This is a genomic window from Bradyrhizobium sp. 147, assembly GCF_023073935.1.
In the GTDB taxonomy this organism is placed as follows: Bacteria; Pseudomonadota; Alphaproteobacteria; order Rhizobiales; family Xanthobacteraceae; genus Bradyrhizobium.
In genome coordinates this window covers 381,892-401,187 of record NZ_JADPKL010000089.1, presented here as the reverse complement: position 1 = coordinate 401,187, position 19,296 = coordinate 381,892, and the positions used below count along the sequence as shown (strand labels likewise).

The window sequence follows — 19,296 nt, the reverse complement described above, 5'->3', positions numbered from 1 at the left end:
TTCATGTCATGCACTTTCTGCAATCGCCGCCTTGCCGGCATTCGCGGCCTGATTGTGGCCCAGATGCGCAGCAATTGCGGCGTCGTTAAGTCCGATACCTCTCAGGAGAAACTCACAGAGCTGCCGCTCCAGATCGTTTGCCTTGCCGTAAGCGAGACAGGGCGTGGCCGGCAGCCTGGTCATCGCCGCCGTCATCAGCGAATGATGCGCGAACCAGAACAGGTTGAGCGGATCGCCAGTGCACGGCCGTGCGTCCCCTGCGGCAACGGCACGCTCGAGTGAGGCGACGAAGACAGCCCCGATCAGCGTCTCGATCTTGGCATAGAGCAAGCGGGCGAATTCGCCATCATCCAAATGGCTCGTGGCCATCAGTCGCAGGCGCTGCGCCTCCTCCTGGTCGGGACCGTCGGCGATCTGAAGGAAGTGCCGGACCATGCCGCGGATCAGCTCGACCAAGGCAGCCGTCGACGGCTCCCGCTCGAGCAGCTCCATCAATGCTGGTTCCGCCTCGCACTCATCGCTGAGGATCTCGGCATACAGCGCCGCCTTGGAGGGGAAATGCTTGAACAGCAGCGCCTCGGAAATAGCAGCGGCGGCCGCCACGCTCTTGGTCGTGGTGCCGGTATAGCCATGCCGGGCAAAACAGCATTTCGCGGCACGGAGGATCAATTGACGCCTCAGGTCGCTCGTCATACGCAATGAGCTCATGTGAGTGAGCAAGCACTCACCCGCGCAAAAGTCAAGCTAATTGGTGCGACGCAACCTCTGAGACTATCAAAAGGTATTCTGGGGTTCTAAATCGGCCGGAAGCCGAGATCGCCGCGAACCCGGTTGATGATGTAAGTCCCGTTCCGGCTGGGCAAAATCAGCTCAAGGCCAGCGCTGTCAATCTGAACATTGGCAAACCTGAACATTGGCAAACCTGACATTGGCAAACCTGAGCGCGCGCTCTCCTGGGCCCCGACCATGGTGAAATGGTCCTGGTGGCCCTTAAGATAGGCCATGAACACGACGCCGGTCTTGTAGAAGCGCGCGACAGCGGCACCGTCCCCCGAGCACGTCGCCGGCGGCCAATCGCGACAGCGCGTAGGACGCCGCCGGCGCAATCGCGTCGAAGATGCCGAGCAGCGCGTGCGAGAAACCCCGCTCATCCCGGCGATCAGCTCCGCATAATTGAAGTCGTTGCCGGTGTACATCTTGATGCGCTTGTCGAGGCGCCGTCGCATGTCGATCTCGCGCTGCTTGTCAAGCAGCGAGACCTGAACACCATCGACCTTGGCGGCGTTGCCGTTGATGATGGCAACGGCGGTGTCCATCGCCTCGTCGAGATCTTGTGTGCCCCAGTATCCCGTCAATGCCGGATCGAACATGCCGCCGAGCCAGTGGATGATCACGCGCTCTCGAACCTGCGGCAGCACGCGGTCATATACCTTGGCGTAGTCGTCGGCGTCCGGCCGAGTTTTTGCGAGCGCGCGATGCCATCAGAATGATGCGGCCGCCGACCTTCTCGACCGCGGAGATCTGCTCCTCATAGGCGCGGATCACGTCGTCGATGGTCTTGGCATCCTCCACGCAAGACGATCGGTGCCGGCGCCCGAAAACACCAGCGCATTGCGCCGCTTCGCGGCAGACCCCGAGCGCGTGATCAGCTCCAGCGAGGTCGGCCAGTCCAGGTCCATGCCGCGCTGCGCGCTGTCCATGGCCTGGGCGACACCAAGCCCGAGATCCCAGACGTGCTCGCGGAACGCGATGGTCTTGTCCCAATCGACCGCGACCGAGAGCCAGGGATCGTTGTCGCAAAGGCATCGGCGACAATGTGCACGGCCGAGAACGCGATGCAGTTGAGCGGACCTTCGAGCTTTGCGGGGAATTCTCGATCGAACGATCGGCTTTCGGCAGCTTGAGCGACAATGAGGATATCGGCTGGACGGGCCTGTTCATGATTTCGGACCTCTCCCCGTCATTGCGAGGAGCCACCCGGTTCGGCCTTCGGCCGGCCGGACCTAAACTCCGCGACCAAGCAATCCACACTGTCTCCGCGGAGGCATTCTGGATTGCTTCGCTTCGCTCGCAATGACGGCTCAACAGACATCGACACTTGTGCAATAGACCTCAGGCCTTGATCGGGGCGACGTCGATCCAGCGCCGCTCTTACCAGCTCTTGAGTGCGGATTCGGCGAGCTGCACACGTTTGACGCTTCGAGCAGCGTGAACTTGTAGGGCTCATCCTCGTAGACGTGATGATCCTTGCGCGCGATGTCACGCTCGCGCAGCAGGATCAGCGTCTCACGCGCCGACAGGTTCGCGCGCGCCGCCTCCTCGAGCAGGTTGTCGAGCTGGTCGCGGATGCCGGAGAGCTGCAATCGCACCAGCATGGCCTCGAGCCGATCGATTGGCGCTTCAGTAGCTTTTTTTGTACGCGCCATCAGAAGCTCCCTCCGATCGCTGCTTCGTATTCGGCAAGAGGACGCAACAACGAGGGCAGTGGAGAAGGCGCCGGCACTGTCGGTGTCGCGATTGCCGGTCGGCAGAAGGCGCCAGTGCGACCGGCAACCCCGTCGAGGTGGGCGGAACCGATGATCCGCAGCCGGCGACCTTCCGATTGCTTATGGACCGCAACCTCGCGCATGCCGTGGCGGATGCGCACGTCGCCGGCCGCAACCGTCACCGCCACGCGCTCGCCGATCGATCTTTTCAAGCGAGGTCTGATGCTTTGGCATCGCGGTCTCCGTTCCCGCAAAAAATGGACGCTAAGCCCGACAACATTCATTAAAATAGGAAGAAACATAATTTACACCACTCCGACGCACCGGGGCGGCTATGCTAACGCCTGGACGGAGCGAGGTTCCCGTTGCGGGCTGGCTGATTCCTCGTGGAAACGGCGAACCGTATCTGCCCAACCCGATCTTAGCCGAGACGGCAGACTCGGCGTGCACCTCCCACCACAGGCCAACGGTTCGCGTATCTCGCCCGCGCTGGTGAGGCGCCACGGGGCATCATCCGACGGTGTCTCGCCAGCCGACATGGAGGAACTCCATGAGGATCCAGACGCCGGACGGACCTGGGCAGCGAGTTCAATTTTGAACTCCTTGGATATCGGAGCGGGAGCACTCTATCAGAACTATGCGTTTCTCTGACTGTGCTTTCGACGCGCGATTACGGAGCTCACGCAGACGCGAATGCTTGCTCTGGGAGGCTCGACGCAAGGGGGTGATCGAACCAGCGGAATAAGAAAGACCCAATCAGCGACGGCTCCTTGGGGGCGGACCACCGCGTTTGGGCTGTGCGCTACAATTCGCCGCCACCGGCCAAATTTTATTGATGGACAAGCCGGCGCTCCGCGGCAGCCACTACACATCTGCACGAGAAGCCGCGTGAACCGAGAACGGGTCCGCTATGCACCGGCCCCAGCAACAGACTTACGCCGCCGTCAGTATTTTTACTCCGCTTTGCTTAGCACATCTGCTCTCGACTACGCGCCTCATCGCCAGGAATGCCCTCACGCGCGCCGCGGCACTTCAAGAAATTCATTTTCATTCGACGCTGCCGAGGTCAGCATGAGCGAAGCGTTGCGAGTAATCGCTGCGGCTTGGCTGTAGCGCGGCGCAGAAATTTACGCTAGCTTCTGCTTGCGAGTTTGCAAATGCGTGCCCGCATCCGATCTCTCCGAAGACAACGAGCGACCATTCGACCGCTTGCCCCCTCCCATCGTCAGAGCTGGGATAATCCGGACAATGACGAAATCTGGTTTGAGTTGGCGCGTGCTATCGGACGTCAGCTCGCACGGGATGAACATCACGGTTCGGGGCAGCCGATAGAGGACCGGCATGACGACAGCGTCATCGAAGAAAACGGCCGTACTATACGCCCGTTATTCCAGCGACATGCAAAAGGCGACCTCGATTGACGGTCAGCTATTGCTCTGCCGGAAGGTCGCATTGCGCAACAACCTCGATGTCATCGGCGAGTTTGTGGATGCCGCAAAATCTGGTCTTACCGAAGGTGCGAGGGACGGCTATCAACGTTTGCTCAACGGGGTGCGAAACCAGGACTTTGACGTGGTCGTGGTTGAACATTTCGACCGCTTGTCGCGTGATCCCGCAACCATCCAGCGTCTCAAGCAGGTTTTCGAGTTCAATGGCGTCGAGCTGATGGATCAGAAAGGGGTCTATGCGACCGCCACTGACATCAGCATTGCAAGTCTCTACAATACGATTTACAAGCCGCAGCTCGCCGAAAAGGTTCGGCGCGGCCACGACAACGCTGTTGCCAACGGAAGAATTCCTGGCTCATACGCCTATGGTTATCGACCGAGGCCGGGCGCGCCGGGCGAACGCGTGATCGATGAGAACGAAGCAAAGATTGTGCTCCGCATCTTCACCGAATATGCAGCGGGCCGCTCGACCCGAACTATCGCCGCTGATCTCACCCGCGAAGGCGTGCCCTCACCCGGTGCAACTCGTCACAAGAACAAGGCTGGTCGTACCACCTGGAATCATCAGTGCATCACAGGCGGTCGGCATGGTCGCGGCATTATCGGCAACGATCTATATATCGGCGAGATACATTGGAACGTTCGCTCGACAATTCTCAACCCGGAGACCCAGAAGAAACAGAAGCGCCGCAATCCAGAAGAGCGCCACATCATAGTCAAAAAGCCGGAGCTACGGATCGTTCCGCAAGTGCTCTGGAATCGAGCGCAGGAGGTTCGTAGCGCGCGCGCCGTATCTATGTTCGGACCGACTGGCAAGCCGCGGCGTCGCGCCGTGATCCCGCGCAACAATGAGCATCCGCTTGCCGGTGTGCTCCGGTGCGGCGTCTGCAATGGCCACATGCGAATCGCTCAATCCTCGCGTAACGGTGCACCGCGCGCGGCATGCGCGAGCGCGCATCAGCGGGGCACCTGCGAGCACACCCGCAGCTTCGACATGGACGTTCTGCTCGAGGATGCCTCCGACAAAATCCAATTGAAATTGCTTTCGCCGAAAGCCATTGAAGAGGCGATGTGTGCCTGGAAGGAGGAGCGCAAAAACGATCGGAACAAGGGCAGCGAACACGCTAAGCTAGAGCGTCGACGCCGCGTGTTGACTACCGAGATCGAACGCCTGTCATATGCCATCGCAAATAGCCGTCGGAAGCCGGACGAGTTGCTCAAGCGGATCGATGAGTGCGACGTGGAGCGGGAAAGCGTTGAAGAGCGCTTGCGGCTGCTGGGCGGTGGCGGCGAAAATGTCATCGGCTTCGATCACTCGAAATTCAGTGACGGATACCGTTCGGAGGTTAGAAGGCTGGTCACCGCGCTCAAGACAAATCCCAAGGCGATCGAAACTCGCGTCGCTTTCCGCAACTTGATTGAATGCATAGTAGTGCATCCGGTTCCCAAGCGGATGCCCTACGAATATACCCCCTACCTGAACAGCTCCGCGCTTTACGGCAAGAAGCTTTTCCCTGAAAACCGTAGCAAGGAGCGAGAAATCAGCACGTTTGCTTACTACGACAATGGCAAGTCAGGGAAATCCGTGTCCTCGTAATAGACGCGGACCTGCATGTGGTGGCGGCCGTCGCGGATCTCGCCGTCGAGATGAGCTGTCACGTCGCGAGCCTCTTGGCTTGTCGATAACCAGCCCGTTTTGCGCAAAAACCGCCGGCCGCGCAAGCCGAGCTAGGATACAACCGGCCGCCTCGTCGCACCCAGCGTCACCTCGACGATCTCAGGCGGCACGCCGACGCGGAGCGGCATGATGCTGCAACCGAGGCCGCCAGAGATGATGACGTCGCATTTCAGCCGGACATGGCCGTAGGCGAGCCGGATGCCATGCTGCGGCGGGACCGCCGGCGACCAGCCAAGCAGGCGCACCTGACCGCCATGGGTATGGCCGGACAGTTGCAGCGCGACGCGCGCCGGGACGCGCGGCGCGATGTTGGGCTCATGCGCGAGCAGGATGATCGGCGCGTCATCCGTGACCTTGGCGAGCGTGGCGTTGAGATCGTCGGCACCGAAGTGCACCATGCTGCGGAAGCGTCGCGCCGGTAGGAAGGCGAGCTGATCGCCGAGACCCGCAAGCCAGAACGGGCGGCCGTCCTTGGTGAGACGCACGACATCGTTCTCGTAGACGGGTATACCGGCCGCTTCCAGTGCCCGATGCGCCATGGTCGGGCCATTCCCGGCCCGTTGCACGGTCTTGTCGTCCCAATAATCGTGGTTGCCCATGACGGCGTGAACGCCGAGCGGCGCCCTGAGGCCGCCGAGCACTCTGGCCCATTCGCTCGACGGGATGATGCGGGTGACCTGATGCAGGCCGGCGACATAGTCGCCGAGCAGCACGATGAGGTCGGCATTCAGCGCGTTGGTGCGGTCGACGATGGCCTCGATCCGCTCCAGCGGCATCCAGGGATCGCAGGCATGGATGTCGGCGATGACAGCGATCTTCAGCGGAAGATCCGCCGGCCATTGCCGCGGCGCCGGATGATAGCGGGTGACGCGGAGCCGCAGCATCGGCTCGACGCCGACACCGTAGGCCGCGGTCGAGGCGCCGAGGGCGGACAGGGCGCCGATGGAACGGATGAAATGACGGCGAGTGATCATGGACGCTCGATGGTGATGCTGGTTCTCGATGCGACTTGATTGGAGCGGAATTGGGGTGCGCTCGTGCAGACCGCCTGCATCTCCGTGCAGAGACCTGCACAAGATTACCGGAAATTCACGAGCACCGGAGCACTCTGCACTTGCGTAAATCAGTCGTCGCTCTCGTCCGAGCCGAACAGGCCGAACTGGGCCGCATCGCGCGAGGGCTCGGCGAGACCGAGGTGACGGAAGGCGTGCGAGGTGAGCAGGCGGCCGCGCGGGGTGCGCTGGAGATAGCCGCACTGGATCAGATAGGGCTCGATGATGTCCTCGATGGCATCGCGCGGCTCGGACAAAGCGGCGGCCATGGTCTCGACGCCGACCGGGCCGCCGCCATAATTCTGCGCGATGGTCGTGAGGTAGCGGCGGTCCATGGCATCGAGGCCTGCGGCATCGACCTCGAGCGCGCTGAGTGCGTGGTCGGCGATCTTGCGGTCGATCTTGTCGGCATCGGCCGCCGAGGCGAAGTCGCGGACCCGGCGGAGCAGACGGCCCGCGATGCGCGGTGTGCCGCGGGCGCGGCGCGCGATCTCGTTGGCGCCATCGGCGGTCATGCCGACATTGAGCACGCGCGCGCCGCGGCTGACGATGCTTTCGAGTTCTTCAATGGTGTAGAAATTGAGCCGCACCGGAATGCCGAAGCGGTCGCGCAGCGGATTGGTCAGCAGGCCAGCCCGCGTGGTGGCGCCGACGAGGGTGAATTTCGACAGCTCGATCTTCACCGAGCGCGCCGCCGGGCCTTCGCCGATGATGAGGTCGAGCTGAAAGTCCTCCATCGCGGGATAAAGCACCTCTTCCACCGCCGGACTGAGGCGATGGATCTCGTCGATGAAGAGCACGTCGCGCTCTTCGAGGTTGGTGAGGAGGGCGGCGAGATCGCCGGCCTTGGCAATGACAGGCCCCGAGGTGGCACGAAAGCCGACGCCCAGCTCCTTCGCCACGATCTGCGCCAGCGTGGTCTTGCCGAGGCCCGGGGGACCCACGAACAGCACGTGATCCAGCGCCTCGCCGCGCTTGCGCGCCGCCTCGATGAAGATCGAGAGATTCTTGCGCGCCTGCTGCTGGCCGACGAAGTCGGACAGCGATTGCGGACGCAGCGCGGTGTCGCCGACGTCGTCGCTGCGGCGCTCGGGCGAGACCATGCGATTGGCCTTGGGATCGCTCACTCAGCGAACTCCTCGTAGGGTGGGCAAAGGCGCCCTTCGCGCCGTGCCCACCACGTCACCGGTCGCTCCAAAGGTGGTGGGCACGTTGCGCTTTGCCCACCCTACGAGACCGAGCATTGACGCGCTCACTTCGCGAGCTCCTTCAGGCCGAGGCGGATGAGCTGCGCGGTCTCGGCATTCTCGCCCGCACTACGCGAAGCCGACGCAATCGCCGCGGCGGCCTGCGGTTGGCCGTAGCCGAGATTGACCAGTGCGGAGATCGCATCCGCCACGGGGCGCGGCGCGCGCTGGTCGTCGACGGCGCCGGCGAGATGCACCACTGCCGGATCGACATTGGCAAAGGCCGGCGCCTTGTCCTTCAGTTCGGTGACGATGCGCTCGGCGACCTTGGGGCCGACGCCGGGCGTGCGCGCCACCGCCGCCTTGTCGCGGAGCGCGATGGCATTGGCGAGGTCAGCCGGCGATAAGGTGCCGAGCACGGCGAGCGCGACCTTGGCGCCGACGCCCTGCACGGTCTGGAGCAGGCGAAACCATTCACGCTCCTGGTCAGTGCGAAAGCCGAACAGTTTGATCTGGTCCTCGCGGACATAAGTCTCGATCGACAGCACGGCCGCTTCGCCCGGAGACGGCAGATGCTGCAACGTGCGTGACGAGCAATGCACCTGATAGCCAACGCCGCCGACGTCGAGGATGACGAAATCCTCACCGTAGGAATCGATCAGGCCCTTGAGCTTGCCGATCATATCCCCACGACCTTCAGCCTGAGCGCGGTGCTCTGGCGGTGATGAGCGTGGGTGATGGCGATGGCGAGCGCGTCGGCGGCATCCGCCGACGGCGGCTCGGCCTTGGGCAGCAAAATCTTGAGCATCATCGCGATCTGTTGCTTGTCGGCGTGACCGGCGCCGACCACCGTCTTCTTGACTTGGTTCGGCGCATATTCGGCGACGACGATGCCGAACATTGCGGGCGCCAGCATGGCAACGCCGCGGGCTTGGCCGAGCTTCAGTGTCGCAACGCCGTCCTTGTTGACGAAAGTCTGCTCGACCGCGGCTTCCATCGGCTGGTGATCGGACAGAACGGCCGCGAGCCCCTCATGGATCGCAAGCAGCCGGCTCGCCAACGGCAAGTCGTCCGGCGGTTCCACCGAACCACAGGCGACGTAGATCAGACGGTTGCCCTCAGCCTCGATCACGCCCCAGCCGGTGCGGCGCAGGCCGGGGTCGATGCCGATGATGCGAACGGGGCCGCGAATCGGGAGCGCAGTCATGGGCCAGTGATAGCGGCTGGCCGCCCGAAGCGAAACAGAAACAGAACGGAAGTAACAGGGGAAGTGGGATACCGCGGGGCGCACCGCCGCTCAGCACACATCCGGTGTCATACCCGCGAAGGCGGTTATCCAGTACGCCGCGGCTTATCGGTATTGTTCGAATGTTTCTGGAATACTGGGTCGCCCGGTCCAGCCGAGCGACGACAGCGGAGGGTTGAGGCCCTAGCCGCCCATCTTCGCCATCAGCGCGTCCGACACCTCGAAATTGGCGTAGACGTTCTGGACGTCGTCGTGCTCATTCAGCATGTCCATCAACTTGAGCAGCTTCTCGCCGGTCTCGTCGTCGACCGACACCGTGTTCTGCGGCTTCCAGATCAGCGCGGCCTTGCGCGGCTCGCCGAACTTGGCTTCCAGCGCCTTGGCGACGTCGCGATAGCCTTCGGTCGAGGCGTAGATCTCGTGTCCGCCCTCGCCGGAGATCACGTCGTCGGCGCCGGCCTCGATCGCCGCGTCCAGCACAGCATCGTCAGAGGCGACGCTGCGATCGTATTCGATGACGCCGGTGCGGTCGAACATGAAGGAGACCGAGCCGGTTTCGCCGAGATTGCCGCCGGACTTCGTGAAGAAGGAGCGGATGTCGGACGCGGCGCGGTTGCGATTGTCGGTCAGCGCCTCGACGATGACGGCGACGCCGCCGGGGCCGTAGCCCTCGTAGCGGATCTCGTCATAATTCTCGCCCTCGCTGCCGAGCGCCTTCTTGATGGCGCGCTCGATATTGTCCTTCGGCATGTTCTCCTGGCGTGCTGCGATCACGGCGGCGCGCAGGCGCGGGTTCATGGCGGGGTCGGGTGTACCCAGCTTGGCCGCGACGGTGATTTCCCGCGCCAGCTTGCCGAACAGCTTCGACTTCTGGGCATCCTGCCGCCCCTTGCGGTGCATGATGTTCTTGAATTGGGAATGTCCGGCCATGCGTGGTCTCTTGAAGGGTCTCGGGATCGTTCGCCGATGGGTGGGAGGCGCGGCCTTATAGGCCGCCAACCCACCGGAATCAAAGGGATCTGCTGCTCTAAGGTAGCACTGTAAAGGTAGCCGCCGTAATGGCCTCTGCCTAGGTGTCAGGCATCGTTAACCCTGACTTCATTTCAGCCTGCGAAAATAGCGTCCGACCGTCCCCCGACCAGAGAGACCCGATGGCGTTCGGACTATTTCGGAAGCGTCTGCCGGACATGGCTGCGCCTGCGGCAGCCTCGCAGGCTGCGCAACCGGTGGCTCATTCCGAGCCCGCCGGGATCGCCGATGGCGACTCGGCCCGCGAGATCCTGGAGCTGCTGGAACTCGAGCTCGGCGCGATGATCCGGCAGCTCGAGCGCGCCGCCAATTCGGTGGCCGGCGGAGCCGAGGCGACCGCCGCAACCCTTGCCGCCATTCGCGACCGCACCGACGCCCTGACCGGCCGCACCAACGCGGCGCAATCGACCGCCTCGACGTTCGCCCATGCCGCCGACAAGTTCACGCAGTCCGCACTGGGAATCGGAGCGCAGGTTCGCGAGGCAGGCAAGCTCGCCGACGAGGCCAGCGCCGCTGCGCAGGAAGCCCGCGCCAATGTCGATCGCCTGCGCGAGTCCTCCGCCGCCATCGGCAATGTCGTCAATCTGATCGCGCAGATCGCACGGCAGACGACGCTGCTCGCGCTCAACTCCACCATCGAGGCCGCGCGCGCCGGCGCGGCCGGCAAAGGCTTTGCAGTCGTCGCGACGGAAGTGAAGGCGCTCGCAGTGCAGACCCAGGGCGCGACCGAAGAGATCACCAAAAAGATCGACGCACTCCAGCGCGACGCCGCCGGCTCTGCGGATGCCGTGCACCGCATCTCGCAGGCGATCGAGGCGATCCGCCCGGTGTTCGAGACCGTCAACGGCGCCGTCGCCGAGCAGAACGCCACCACCAGCGAAGTCTCCGGCAACGCTGCCAGCGCCTCGGACTTCATCGTCTCGGTCGGCGAGAGCGCGGCCGAGATCGACGCAGCGACCAAAGCGGCCGAGACCCATGGCGAGAACGTCGCCAGCGCCGGCCGCGCCGTCACCACCTTCGCGCAAAAGCTGAAGTCGCGTTGCGCCGTGCTGCTCCGCCAGAGCGAGCACGATGACCGCCGCAAGACCGAGCGCTTGCCCTGCCATCTCAAGTTCGAAACCGCGCGCGGCGTGATGCCAGTCTACGAGATCGCGATGGACGGCGTGCTGATCGGCGGGGCGGACGCAGGCCGGCTTGCGCCGCAAGCGCTGGTCGAAGGCACCCTCGAGAACGTCGGCGCCTGCCGCCTGCGCGTGGTCGAGCAATCCAAAGCCGGCGCCCGCGCGCATTTCGTCGGCCCCCATGCCGAGCTCCGCGAGAAGATCGAGGACAGTCTGTGGTCGATCCATGAGGAGAACATGGAATTTGTCACCCGTGCCATGGAAGCCGGCAACGCCCTGACCAAGATATTCGAGCAGGCGGTCGCGCGCGGCGAGGTCAAGATCGACGACCTCTTCGACACCGACTACGTGGAAATTGCGGGCACCGATCCGCAGCAATATCGCACAAAGTATCTGGACTGGGCCGACCGCGCGCTACCGCCTTTCCAGGAGGCATTCCTGGCAAAGGATCAGCGCATGGCGTTCTGCGCCATGGTCGATCGCAACGGCTTCCTGCCGGTGCACAACAAGATCTATTCGCATCCGCAGCGGCCGGGCGACGTGGCCTGGAACACCGCCAACAGCCGTAACCGGCGGATCTTCAACGATCCGGCGGGGCTCGCCGCCGCGCGCAACCTGCGCTCGTACCTGGTCCAGAGCTATGCGCGCGACATGGGCAACGGGAACACCGTGATGATGCGGGAGATCGACGTCCCCATCCGCGTGCAGGGCCGGCACTGGGGCGGATTCAGGACGGCCTACAAATTGTAGTGCACGCTCAGGCAAGACGGCAGGCGCGAATCATCCTTTAAAGCTGAAGCTGGAATGGGAATGCTGCCGTGAGCCGGCGAACGGCTCTCCTTGAGGACTCATCGCACATGTCCGCCGTACAACTTGCAGTCATGGACACCGGCTCCAACCGGGCGCTGGCCGAACGGCTGATCGACCAGCTCGCCGACCGCATCGGCGGCCTCGGCGTGGAACTCGCCGACATCGCCGGCAATGTCCAGGAAGTCGCAAGCCGCGTCGCCAATCAATCGGAACGGTTTCACCACCTCCAGAAGACGGCCGAGACGATGGTCTCGGCAAACCACGACATCGCCAACGCATCTCAGGCGGTGCAAACGACGTCGTCCGCCGCGGCCGACGAGATCGCGCAGTCGCGCAGCACAGTCGATACCGCCGTCAGCCACATCTCCGAGCTCGTCGCCGCGGTGGAGCGGATCGAGGCGCGATTGAGCGCCGTCGGCTCGGCGCTGGCCCAGGTGGCAAAGGTCTCCGGCTCGATCGAGGCGATCGCCAAGCAGACCAATCTGCTGGCGCTGAACGCAACCATCGAAGCGGCACGCGCCGGCAATGCCGGTCGCGGCTTCGCCGTGGTCGCGAGCGAGGTGAAGAACCTCGCCGAGGCCACTCGCCAGGCCACGCATCAGATCTCCGACACCATGCGCGATCTCGACGGCCAGATCGAAGGCCTGATCGGCGAGAGCAGCGACGCTTCGCAGCGTGCCAAGACTGCCGGTGAAGGCGCCCAACAGATCTCCAGCATCATCTCGCGCGTCCAGCAGGGTTTCGCCTCAGTAGAGGCGGAGATCGGCGGCGTCACGCGAGCTGCGACCTCCAACCTCGGGCATTGCGACACCGTGATCGGCGAGCTCAACGAGCTTGCCAAGGGCGTCGATCTGTCCTCGCGCGATCTCAGGAGTGCCGACCAACGGATCGCAAAACTGCTCGACACCTCGGAAGGCCTGATCGCGCTGATCGCCGACAGCGGCGTGGCGACGTCGGACGCGCCGCTGATCCGCGTCGTCGTCGAAACCGCCAAGCGAATCTCCGCCGAGTTCGAAGCCGCGATCGATCGCGGCGATATCACGCTCGACCAGCTCATGGACGAGAAGTACCGCGAAATTCCCGGCACCGATCCGAGACAATTCCTCACCAATTACGTCGAGTTCACCGACCGCGTCCTGCCCGCGATCCAGGATCCGATTCAGAAATCCGATCCCCGCATCGTGTTCTGCGTCGCATGGGCCAAGGGCGGCTATCTGCCGACCCACAATCCGAACTATCGTCTGCCGCAGGGCAAGGACCCGGTCTGGAATAACGCCAATTGCCGCAACCGCCGCCTGTTCACCGATCGCGCGGTGAAGAAGGTCGCGGCCAACACAAAACCGTTCCTGCTGCAGACCTATCGCCGCGACATGGGCGGCGGGCAGTTCGTGCTGATGAAGGATCTGTCCTCGCCGATCCTGGTCCGCGGCAAGCACTGGGGCGCCTTCCGAATGGGTTTTCGGCAAAGTTGACGGCCGCAGCGAGGCGCCTCGCAACGGCGCTTCGGCGCCCTCAAATCAAAAACTGAAAAACAACCCCATGCACAGTAGCCGGGGCCAACGAAATCAAAGACTTACGCGGGCAGGCCCAAAGAAGCCGCGACGAAGTTGACGCGTCGGGCAAAACAGGGGCATAATGCGATTATTCCGAAACCGCGCATTTGCACTTTTGCTGCCTCGTGGGCGAGGGCCGCGTAGCCGGCTGCGCCCCCATTCATCTCGCGCGGAGAGCCCTCACACGCTCGCACATGACCCTGATGCTAGCGTTGCGTAGGGCAAGCGAGAAGATCCTGCAGTCAGACGGAAGCCGAATTGCTCTGAGTTACAAGCCAAGCGCGATCTCGGCCCATTTCAACATGCGGTCGCTATTGAGGAACGCCAGCACCGCCGGTTCCAGTGACGCGGGCGCGGCCGATCCAACCAAAGCCGTGGCGGCCACCATGTCGCAGCGCTGATTGAAGGCGAGTGAGAGCGCGTTGCGATTTCCCTCGACGCGATAGGGCCGGCTGCGGCCGCGCATCGGACCGACGATGATCTCTCGACCAGCACCGATCGGCGTTGCCTTGCCAATCAGCGCCAGGTCGCCCATTTTTTCGAGGTCGTCATCGTCGGCGACGCCGGTGGCGCAATTGCAAAACCCGAGCTTGGCGCGAACGTAGAGCTGGACCTCGCCGCCGCAATCCTCCGCTTTGCAGCGGAACGCCTTTCCTTTCCCCCAGGGATCTGCGCCGAAAGGCCAGTCGGTTTCTGACCACACCGGGCGGACCTCGCCGAGTGCCGCTGTAGCGCGCGCCGGTTCGCCGGATCGCAATGTCCAGACCGCAGCGACTGCGCAGAGCAGTGCGGCGGCTGCGCCGATCGCCACGAATTTGCTTGTCAGGCGCATGGAAGCTGCCACGGCACGTTTGCTAGTTCTGAGCCATGAACCTTCGCGCGGCCGCGAGGTCCTCCCGCGAGGAATCGCCATTGCGCGCCATGGCGACGACTTTCGCGTAGTACTGACGTGCCTTCACGGCGTCGCCCGCTTTCTCGGCGGCGTGAGCGGCGCCGATCGTCGCGCCAAAGCGGTTCGGCTCCTTGCGCATGGTGCTTTCGAACGCGGCCAATGCCTCCGTCGCCATGCCGCGTTCGAGCAGCATGGTCCCGTAAAGTTCGCGGGCCGGGGCAAGCGGTCCCGGCGTCACGATGGACTTTTCGGTCTTGTCTTCGGCGTCGGCGGCAAGGCGCATCGCCTCCAACGCGTCCGCCTGTTTTCCCTGGGCATTGAGCTGCCAGGCTGTGGCGACCTGCCGCTGAATGTCGACGATCTCGGCCCAATACGCATCCTTGTCCTGCTGCAGCTTGTCCCGCAGCTCCGCCAGCTTGGCGATGTCCGCCGTTGCTGCGTCTGCATTGCCGGAGCGCGCGGCGCCAAGGGCGCGGGCGAAATAGGTGATCGCATCGACATAGGCAAACCGGCTCGGCTCAACCTTCAGCGCGGCGGCGCCCTGCCAATCGCCGCGCTCGACCATATAGCGCGCCTGGCTGGCCGCTATCGCGTAGGGACCGGCGCGGACGGCCGGCGCATAGCCCGTGGTCGCAACCATGTCCGCAATGACGTCGCGAGCTCGGCTGTCCTGCGCAAGCTGGAGCAGGGCGTAGACCATATAGTCGTCGGCATGCAGCTGCTCGCTGGGGTCCTTGCCCTCCTTGGCAGCCTTGGCGGAACGGCTGTTGGCCTCGATGGATTCGTTCCAGTAGCCGACGCGTGTGAAGATGTGCGACGGCATATGCAAAGCGTGCGGCGCCGCCGGCGCGATCTCGGAATAGCGTTTGGCAGCGTCGAGACCTTGCTCGGCGATCGCCGGATAGTCGTAGAGGTGGATCAGGTAATGCGCGACGCCGGGATGCCGCGGTTGCCGCTTGAAGATCGGCTCCAGGATGGCCGCGCCCTTGAGCTGGTTAGCATAGGTCTTGTCGTTTGGTGACGCCGTCACATTCAGCGTAATGGCGTAGGCGATCTGCGCCTCGTCATCATCGGGATAGCGCGCGGCGACGGCTTCGGTTGCCTTGAGATAGGCCTGCGCGCGTTGACCAAACGTTGTCTTTTCGTCGCCCGAATAGAAGGCCAGCAGCGCATCGATATAGTCGCGCTCGCGTTCGCTCTTGGCGCCGAGTGCCTTGGCCTTCTGCAGCGCGGCGAGGCCCTCGGTGAGGTTTTCCTTTGGCGCGGGAAAATGCGGATTATACAGCAGGCTGAGGGCAATGCCCCAATAGGCGATCGCGCATTCCGGATCGGCCTGCAACGTCTCCTCGAAAATCTCTTTCGCAGGCCGGTACCAGAACGAGTGCTGATAGCGCATCCCGCGGTCAAAGCGGCGCTGCGCCAATTCGTTGCAGGATGTCTGGAAGTGAACCTTGCCAAACTGCTCGTCGGTCCCGTCCTCCGCGCGTGCGTCAGGCGTGGCAGAGATCGAGCCCAGAATAGTGAGGGTAAGAAGAGAGACGGTTCTCAAGGCGAGCGCGCGCATCGGCCCCTCCGTTTCTATTCAGAAAATTGAGTCGGATAGCGCCGATAAAGTCCGAGGCGCCGAAGTTCGCAGTGCTGAAATTGGCAATTGTAATTGCGTTGTTGGAAGGATTTGCCCATTCGCAAGGGGAGTCAATAGGAGCGGACAAATTTGCATTAGGGAAGCACGCCTGTCAGGCTCCGTGAACGCGCTGAGGCTTGGTCACTGCGGAGGTACGCTGCGGCTGAGCAAACTCCTCAACCGCTTCCCGGGCGATCTGCCAATCTGCAGCCCACCAGGTTCGAGTTCGTGATCAACCTCAAAGTAGCGACGTCACTTGATCTTGAAGTCCCACCGGCGGACCTAGGGCGAGGTGCGCCAACGCGCCACCATCACGAGCAGAGCAGGCTCATACGAAATGGAGCGCAAGTTTAAATGTACACGCCCTAGCTCAACCAGAACTTCGGCGTCGTCGGCTCCAGCCTGCCTCCTAGCCGCACCGGCGCGATCCGCAGCGCGAGCCCCGTTGCATCATCGGTCTCCACTGCTACGCCGCTGAGCGTCGCCGTCCCAGCGGCGGGCTCGAACCGGCCCGACGGAATCCCCGAGGTGAACCGGCGCAGCGGCTCTTCCTTCTGCATGCCGATGATCGAATCGTAATCGCCGGTCATGCCGGCATCGGTCATGTAGGCGGTGCCGCCTGACAGGATCTGATGGTCGGCGGTCGGCACATGCGTATGCGTGCCGACGACGAGGCTGGCGCGGCCGTCGCAGAAAAAGCCGATGCCCTGCTTCTCGCTGCTCGCCTCGCAATGGAAGTCGACGATGATGGCATCGGCTGCGACGCCGAGCGGGCAGGCGCCGAGCTCGCGCTCCAGCGCCGCGAACGGATCGTCGAACGGGGTCATGAAGACGCGCCCCAAAGCGTTGACGACGAGCGCATGCTTGCCGTTCTTGGCCTCGACCAGCGCGGCGCCGCGGCCCGGCGTGCCGCGCGGATAGTTCGCCGGCCGCACCAGGCGCTCGGCGCGCTCGATGAAAACCAAGGCTTCACGCTGGTCCCAGGAATGATTGCCGAGCGTTACCGCGTCGGCGCCGGCATCGAGGAATTCCTGGTAGATCGCTTCCGTGATGCCGAAGCCGCCGGCGGCATTCTCGCCGTTGACCACGACCAAGTCGAGCGACCAGTCCTTGACCATGCCAGGCAGATGATCAGCAATCGCCGTGCGTCCGGCGCGGCCAACGACGTCACCCACGAAGAGAATGCGCAACTTCAGAACTCCGGAAATCGAACACGTCCGATTCCGTTAGCACATAATCCAGCGCGACGTCGTGCGATAGTGCAGGAACCGCCTCGATCTCCTGCGCCGCAAAGGCAAGCCCGATCCCGACGATATTCTTGGCTTTCCGCAAATGCGCGAAGGTGAAATCGTAATGTCCCGCACCATAGCCGATGCGATGGCCGAGACGGTCGAAGGCGGCGAGCGGCGTCAGCATGATATCGGGGATGACTTCGCTGGCCGCCGGCGACGGCTCGGGAATGCCGAGCGGACCGAGCATGAGGCGATCGCTCGGATGAAAGAGACGGAAGATCAACGACTGGCCGCGCGCGGTGACGCAAGGCAGCGCCAGCTTCGCGCCTTGCTCGGCGAGCTTTCGCATCAGCGGCATCGGATCGATCTCGCTGCGGATCGGCGAATAGCCGGAGACGATGCTGCCGGGCAGCAGCTTGAACGGCAGTCCGCGCTCCGCGAGCTTCGCGGCGGCAATGGTGCGCTTCTTCTCGCTCAGCGCGTCACGCCTGCCGAGCGCTTTGGCGCGGAGTTCGGCTTTGGAGTTGGACATGCGCGTTTTCCCCCGAGGGCGAAGTCTTGCTCCGCCGTCATCGCCCGCCTTGTGCGCAATTGCGCACTGGAGCGGGCGATCCAGTATTCCAGAGCCGCCAGTGCTTGAACCTCAACGCCGCGGCGTACTGGATGCCCCGCCTGCGCGGGGCATGACACCGAGATTGACTGAACCGCAAGCGTGTCGGGGACGCAATTCGACAAACACGAACCAGAAGCAAACAGTGCGAAGCCGCGGACGCCGTTGAAGCACTCGATCCCGGAGTTCCCTACGAAAGTAGGTGGGCACCATATGTCCGGGCCCACGGGCCCGGCCAGGGACAGTTCCCTAAAGGATCGATAAGGCCCCGGGGATATATGGCTCCTGACGCACGTCGCAGCCTCGCTTGCGCAATGTAACAACGATATTGACGAACCGCCAGCCCGGCGCGGGTGCGGAGCTTCGGTGCAGCCACGGCGGAAGTGCGCTCCCTCCCCGCTTGCGGGGGAGGGCTGGGGAGAGGGTATCTCCACAGGCGAGACTCCCCAAGAGGTGAGAGCCCTCACCCGCGCCTCCGGCGCGACCTCTCCCGCAAGCGGGAGAGGTTGAGCCCGCCGCCACATCGAGAACGACAGCTCAGCGCGTCTATCGCGGCTCTAACCGATTGCGATGCCGTTGCCGACGGTCCGGTTCAGGACCTGGGTCGACTTCTCGATGCGTTCGGCGGCGGCGTTCAGCGCATTCACCACCGCGGTCTGCGTCATCCGGGCGCGCTCGACGGCGGCGTTGCGGAAATCCCTGAGCTCGATCAGCTCCTGCTCCATCGTGCGGATCCGATTGCCGGCGTCGACCAGCTCGTCGCACACGGTCAGCGCTGCCATCACCGTGAGGCGCGCATCGCCGATTTCGCCGAACTTTCCGCGCAGCGACTGGATGCGGGTCTCCAGGCTTTCGGCGAGCTTCAGCAGCCGCACCTCCTGGCCCTCCTCGCAAGCCATGCGGTATTGCCGGCCATTGATGGTGACATTGATGTGGCTCATCCGTCCTCTCCGGTATCGAGCACCGAACGTATCGTGACGATCGCGGAATCCAGCCGGTCGGAGATCTCGCGATTTGTGCGCTCAAGCTTGCGTGCCTTCACCAGCGCACCATCGAGCTCGTCGGCGAGCCGCGAGCGGTCGGCGCCGAGCGCCTGGATTCTCGCCGCGAGCTCGTTCTCGTCGCGATCGGCATCGCGCCGCCGCTCCACCGCGCTTTCGAGTGCGTCGAGCGCCGCCGTGAGCCTGCGGGTCGCGATCTCGATCTCGACGGCGGATGATTCCGTCATGGCAGAGCTGTTGGATACGCGATCGTTCATGCAGTCAGCGGCGGAACCTACCGGCCTTTGCCCAGTGGCCTTGTTACTGGGGCTCGCCGTCCGGCAAAAG

General features: G+C 63.5%; 17 protein-coding genes, 1 other RNA gene and 2 pseudogenes. 3 read left to right on the top strand and 17 right to left on the bottom strand.

The genetic code is table 11. The features are described 5' to 3' along the window. Positions 1-6 precede the first annotated feature (6 nt). From IVA87_RS23055 to IVA87_RS23040, 4 genes and pseudogenes are all read right to left on the bottom strand, one after another. On the bottom strand, positions 7-708 hold the full coding sequence (locus tag IVA87_RS23055) for a TetR/AcrR family transcriptional regulator (RefSeq protein WP_247335034.1): 702 nt from the start codon (positions 706-708) through the stop codon (positions 7-9). 86 nt (positions 709-794) lie between these two features. Beyond that, a pseudogene (locus IVA87_RS23050) lies at positions 795-1,941 on the bottom strand (DUF993 family protein). Positions 1,942-2,081: 140 nt separating this feature from the next. Further along, positions 2,082-2,426, bottom strand: coding sequence for a hypothetical protein (locus IVA87_RS23045; RefSeq protein WP_247335031.1), 345 nt, complete (start codon positions 2,424-2,426; stop codon positions 2,082-2,084). After that, entirely contained in the window at positions 2,426-2,698 is a 273-nt protein-coding gene (locus tag IVA87_RS23040; RefSeq protein ID WP_247304638.1) for a hypothetical protein, read from the bottom strand. The genes IVA87_RS23045 and IVA87_RS23040 overlap by 1 nt, the downstream gene beginning before the upstream one ends. Positions 2,699-3,827: 1,129 nt before the next feature. Between IVA87_RS23040 and IVA87_RS23035 the strand changes: the two genes are divergently transcribed. Further along, positions 3,828-5,531 carry a recombinase family protein gene (locus IVA87_RS23035; RefSeq protein ID WP_247278108.1) on the top strand — a complete coding sequence of 568 codons (1,704 nt, stop codon included), beginning with the start codon at positions 3,828-3,830 and terminating at the stop codon, positions 5,529-5,531. Here the strand turns inward: IVA87_RS23035 and IVA87_RS35410 are convergent. From IVA87_RS35410 to IVA87_RS23005, 6 genes and pseudogenes are all read right to left on the bottom strand, one after another. Beyond that, a pseudogene (locus tag IVA87_RS35410) lies at positions 5,513-5,593 on the bottom strand (acyl-CoA thioester hydrolase); the annotation flags it as partial. The gene IVA87_RS23035 and the pseudogene IVA87_RS35410 overlap by 19 nt on opposite strands. A 69-nt stretch (positions 5,594-5,662) precedes the next feature. After that, positions 5,663-6,586 carry a metallophosphoesterase gene (locus IVA87_RS23025; RefSeq protein WP_247304641.1) on the bottom strand — a complete coding sequence of 308 codons (924 nt, stop codon included), beginning with the start codon at positions 6,584-6,586 and terminating at the stop codon, positions 5,663-5,665. A 149-nt stretch (positions 6,587-6,735) separates the two neighbouring features. After that, a complete protein-coding gene (gene ruvB, locus IVA87_RS23020; RefSeq protein ID WP_247278114.1) occupies positions 6,736-7,767 on the bottom strand; it encodes a Holliday junction branch migration DNA helicase RuvB in 1,032 nt (343 codons plus the stop codon). Between the two features lie 149 nt (positions 7,768-7,916). Next, positions 7,917-8,534 (bottom strand): Holliday junction branch migration protein RuvA, encoded by a 618-nt coding sequence (ruvA, locus tag IVA87_RS23015; RefSeq protein ID WP_028182470.1) that lies wholly within the window; start codon positions 8,532-8,534, stop codon positions 7,917-7,919. Next, positions 8,531-9,058 (bottom strand): crossover junction endodeoxyribonuclease RuvC, encoded by a 528-nt coding sequence (gene ruvC / locus IVA87_RS23010; protein WP_247304644.1) that lies wholly within the window; start codon positions 9,056-9,058, stop codon positions 8,531-8,533. The genes ruvA and ruvC overlap by 4 nt, the downstream gene beginning before the upstream one ends. A 222-nt stretch (positions 9,059-9,280) precedes the next feature. Next, positions 9,281-10,027: a YebC/PmpR family DNA-binding transcriptional regulator gene (locus tag IVA87_RS23005; protein WP_247304647.1), complete on the bottom strand. Its 747-nt coding sequence runs from the start codon at positions 10,025-10,027 to the stop codon at positions 9,281-9,283. Between the two features lie 221 nt (positions 10,028-10,248). On the opposite strand from IVA87_RS23005, the gene IVA87_RS23000 reads away from it, so the two are divergent. Beyond that, positions 10,249-11,997 (top strand): methyl-accepting chemotaxis protein, encoded by a 1,749-nt coding sequence (locus tag IVA87_RS23000; RefSeq protein ID WP_247304650.1) that lies wholly within the window; start codon positions 10,249-10,251, stop codon positions 11,995-11,997. A 107-nt stretch (positions 11,998-12,104) separates the two neighbouring features. Beyond that, positions 12,105-13,529 carry a methyl-accepting chemotaxis protein gene (locus IVA87_RS22995; RefSeq protein ID WP_247335029.1) on the top strand — a complete coding sequence of 475 codons (1,425 nt, stop codon included), beginning with the start codon at positions 12,105-12,107 and terminating at the stop codon, positions 13,527-13,529. A 349-nt stretch (positions 13,530-13,878) separates the two neighbouring features. Here IVA87_RS22995 and IVA87_RS22990 read toward each other — a convergent pair whose 3' ends face one another. From IVA87_RS22990 to IVA87_RS22960, 7 genes are all read right to left on the bottom strand, one after another. Next, a complete protein-coding gene (locus tag IVA87_RS22990; RefSeq protein ID WP_247304657.1) occupies positions 13,879-14,442 on the bottom strand; it encodes a hypothetical protein in 564 nt (187 codons plus the stop codon). Positions 14,443-14,464: 22 nt separating this feature from the next. Beyond that, positions 14,465-16,066, bottom strand: coding sequence for a hypothetical protein (locus IVA87_RS22985; RefSeq protein ID WP_247304660.1), 1,602 nt, complete (start codon positions 16,064-16,066; stop codon positions 14,465-14,467). A gap of 425 nt (positions 16,067-16,491) precedes the next feature. After that, on the bottom strand, positions 16,492-17,316 hold the full coding sequence (locus tag IVA87_RS22980; protein WP_247304663.1) for a TIGR00282 family metallophosphoesterase: 825 nt from the start codon (positions 17,314-17,316) through the stop codon (positions 16,492-16,494). Continuing rightward, the gene (locus IVA87_RS22975) at positions 17,294-17,890 is read right to left on the bottom strand and encodes a 5-formyltetrahydrofolate cyclo-ligase (RefSeq protein ID WP_247304665.1); all 597 of its coding nucleotides are present in this window, start codon (positions 17,888-17,890) and stop codon (positions 17,294-17,296) included. The genes IVA87_RS22980 and IVA87_RS22975 overlap by 23 nt, the downstream gene beginning before the upstream one ends. Before the next feature lie 224 nt (positions 17,891-18,114). Next, positions 18,115-18,275, bottom strand: a non-coding RNA gene (ssrS, locus tag IVA87_RS22970) — 6S RNA. A 250-nt stretch (positions 18,276-18,525) separates the two neighbouring features. Beyond that, positions 18,526-18,909 (bottom strand): cell division protein ZapA, encoded by a 384-nt coding sequence (locus IVA87_RS22965; protein WP_247278097.1) that lies wholly within the window; start codon positions 18,907-18,909, stop codon positions 18,526-18,528. Next, on the bottom strand, positions 18,906-19,196 hold the full coding sequence (locus IVA87_RS22960; protein WP_008546526.1) for a DUF4164 domain-containing protein: 291 nt from the start codon (positions 19,194-19,196) through the stop codon (positions 18,906-18,908). Before IVA87_RS22960 ends, IVA87_RS22965 begins: the two co-directional genes overlap by 4 nt. Between the last annotated feature and the right edge of the window lie 100 nt (positions 19,197-19,296).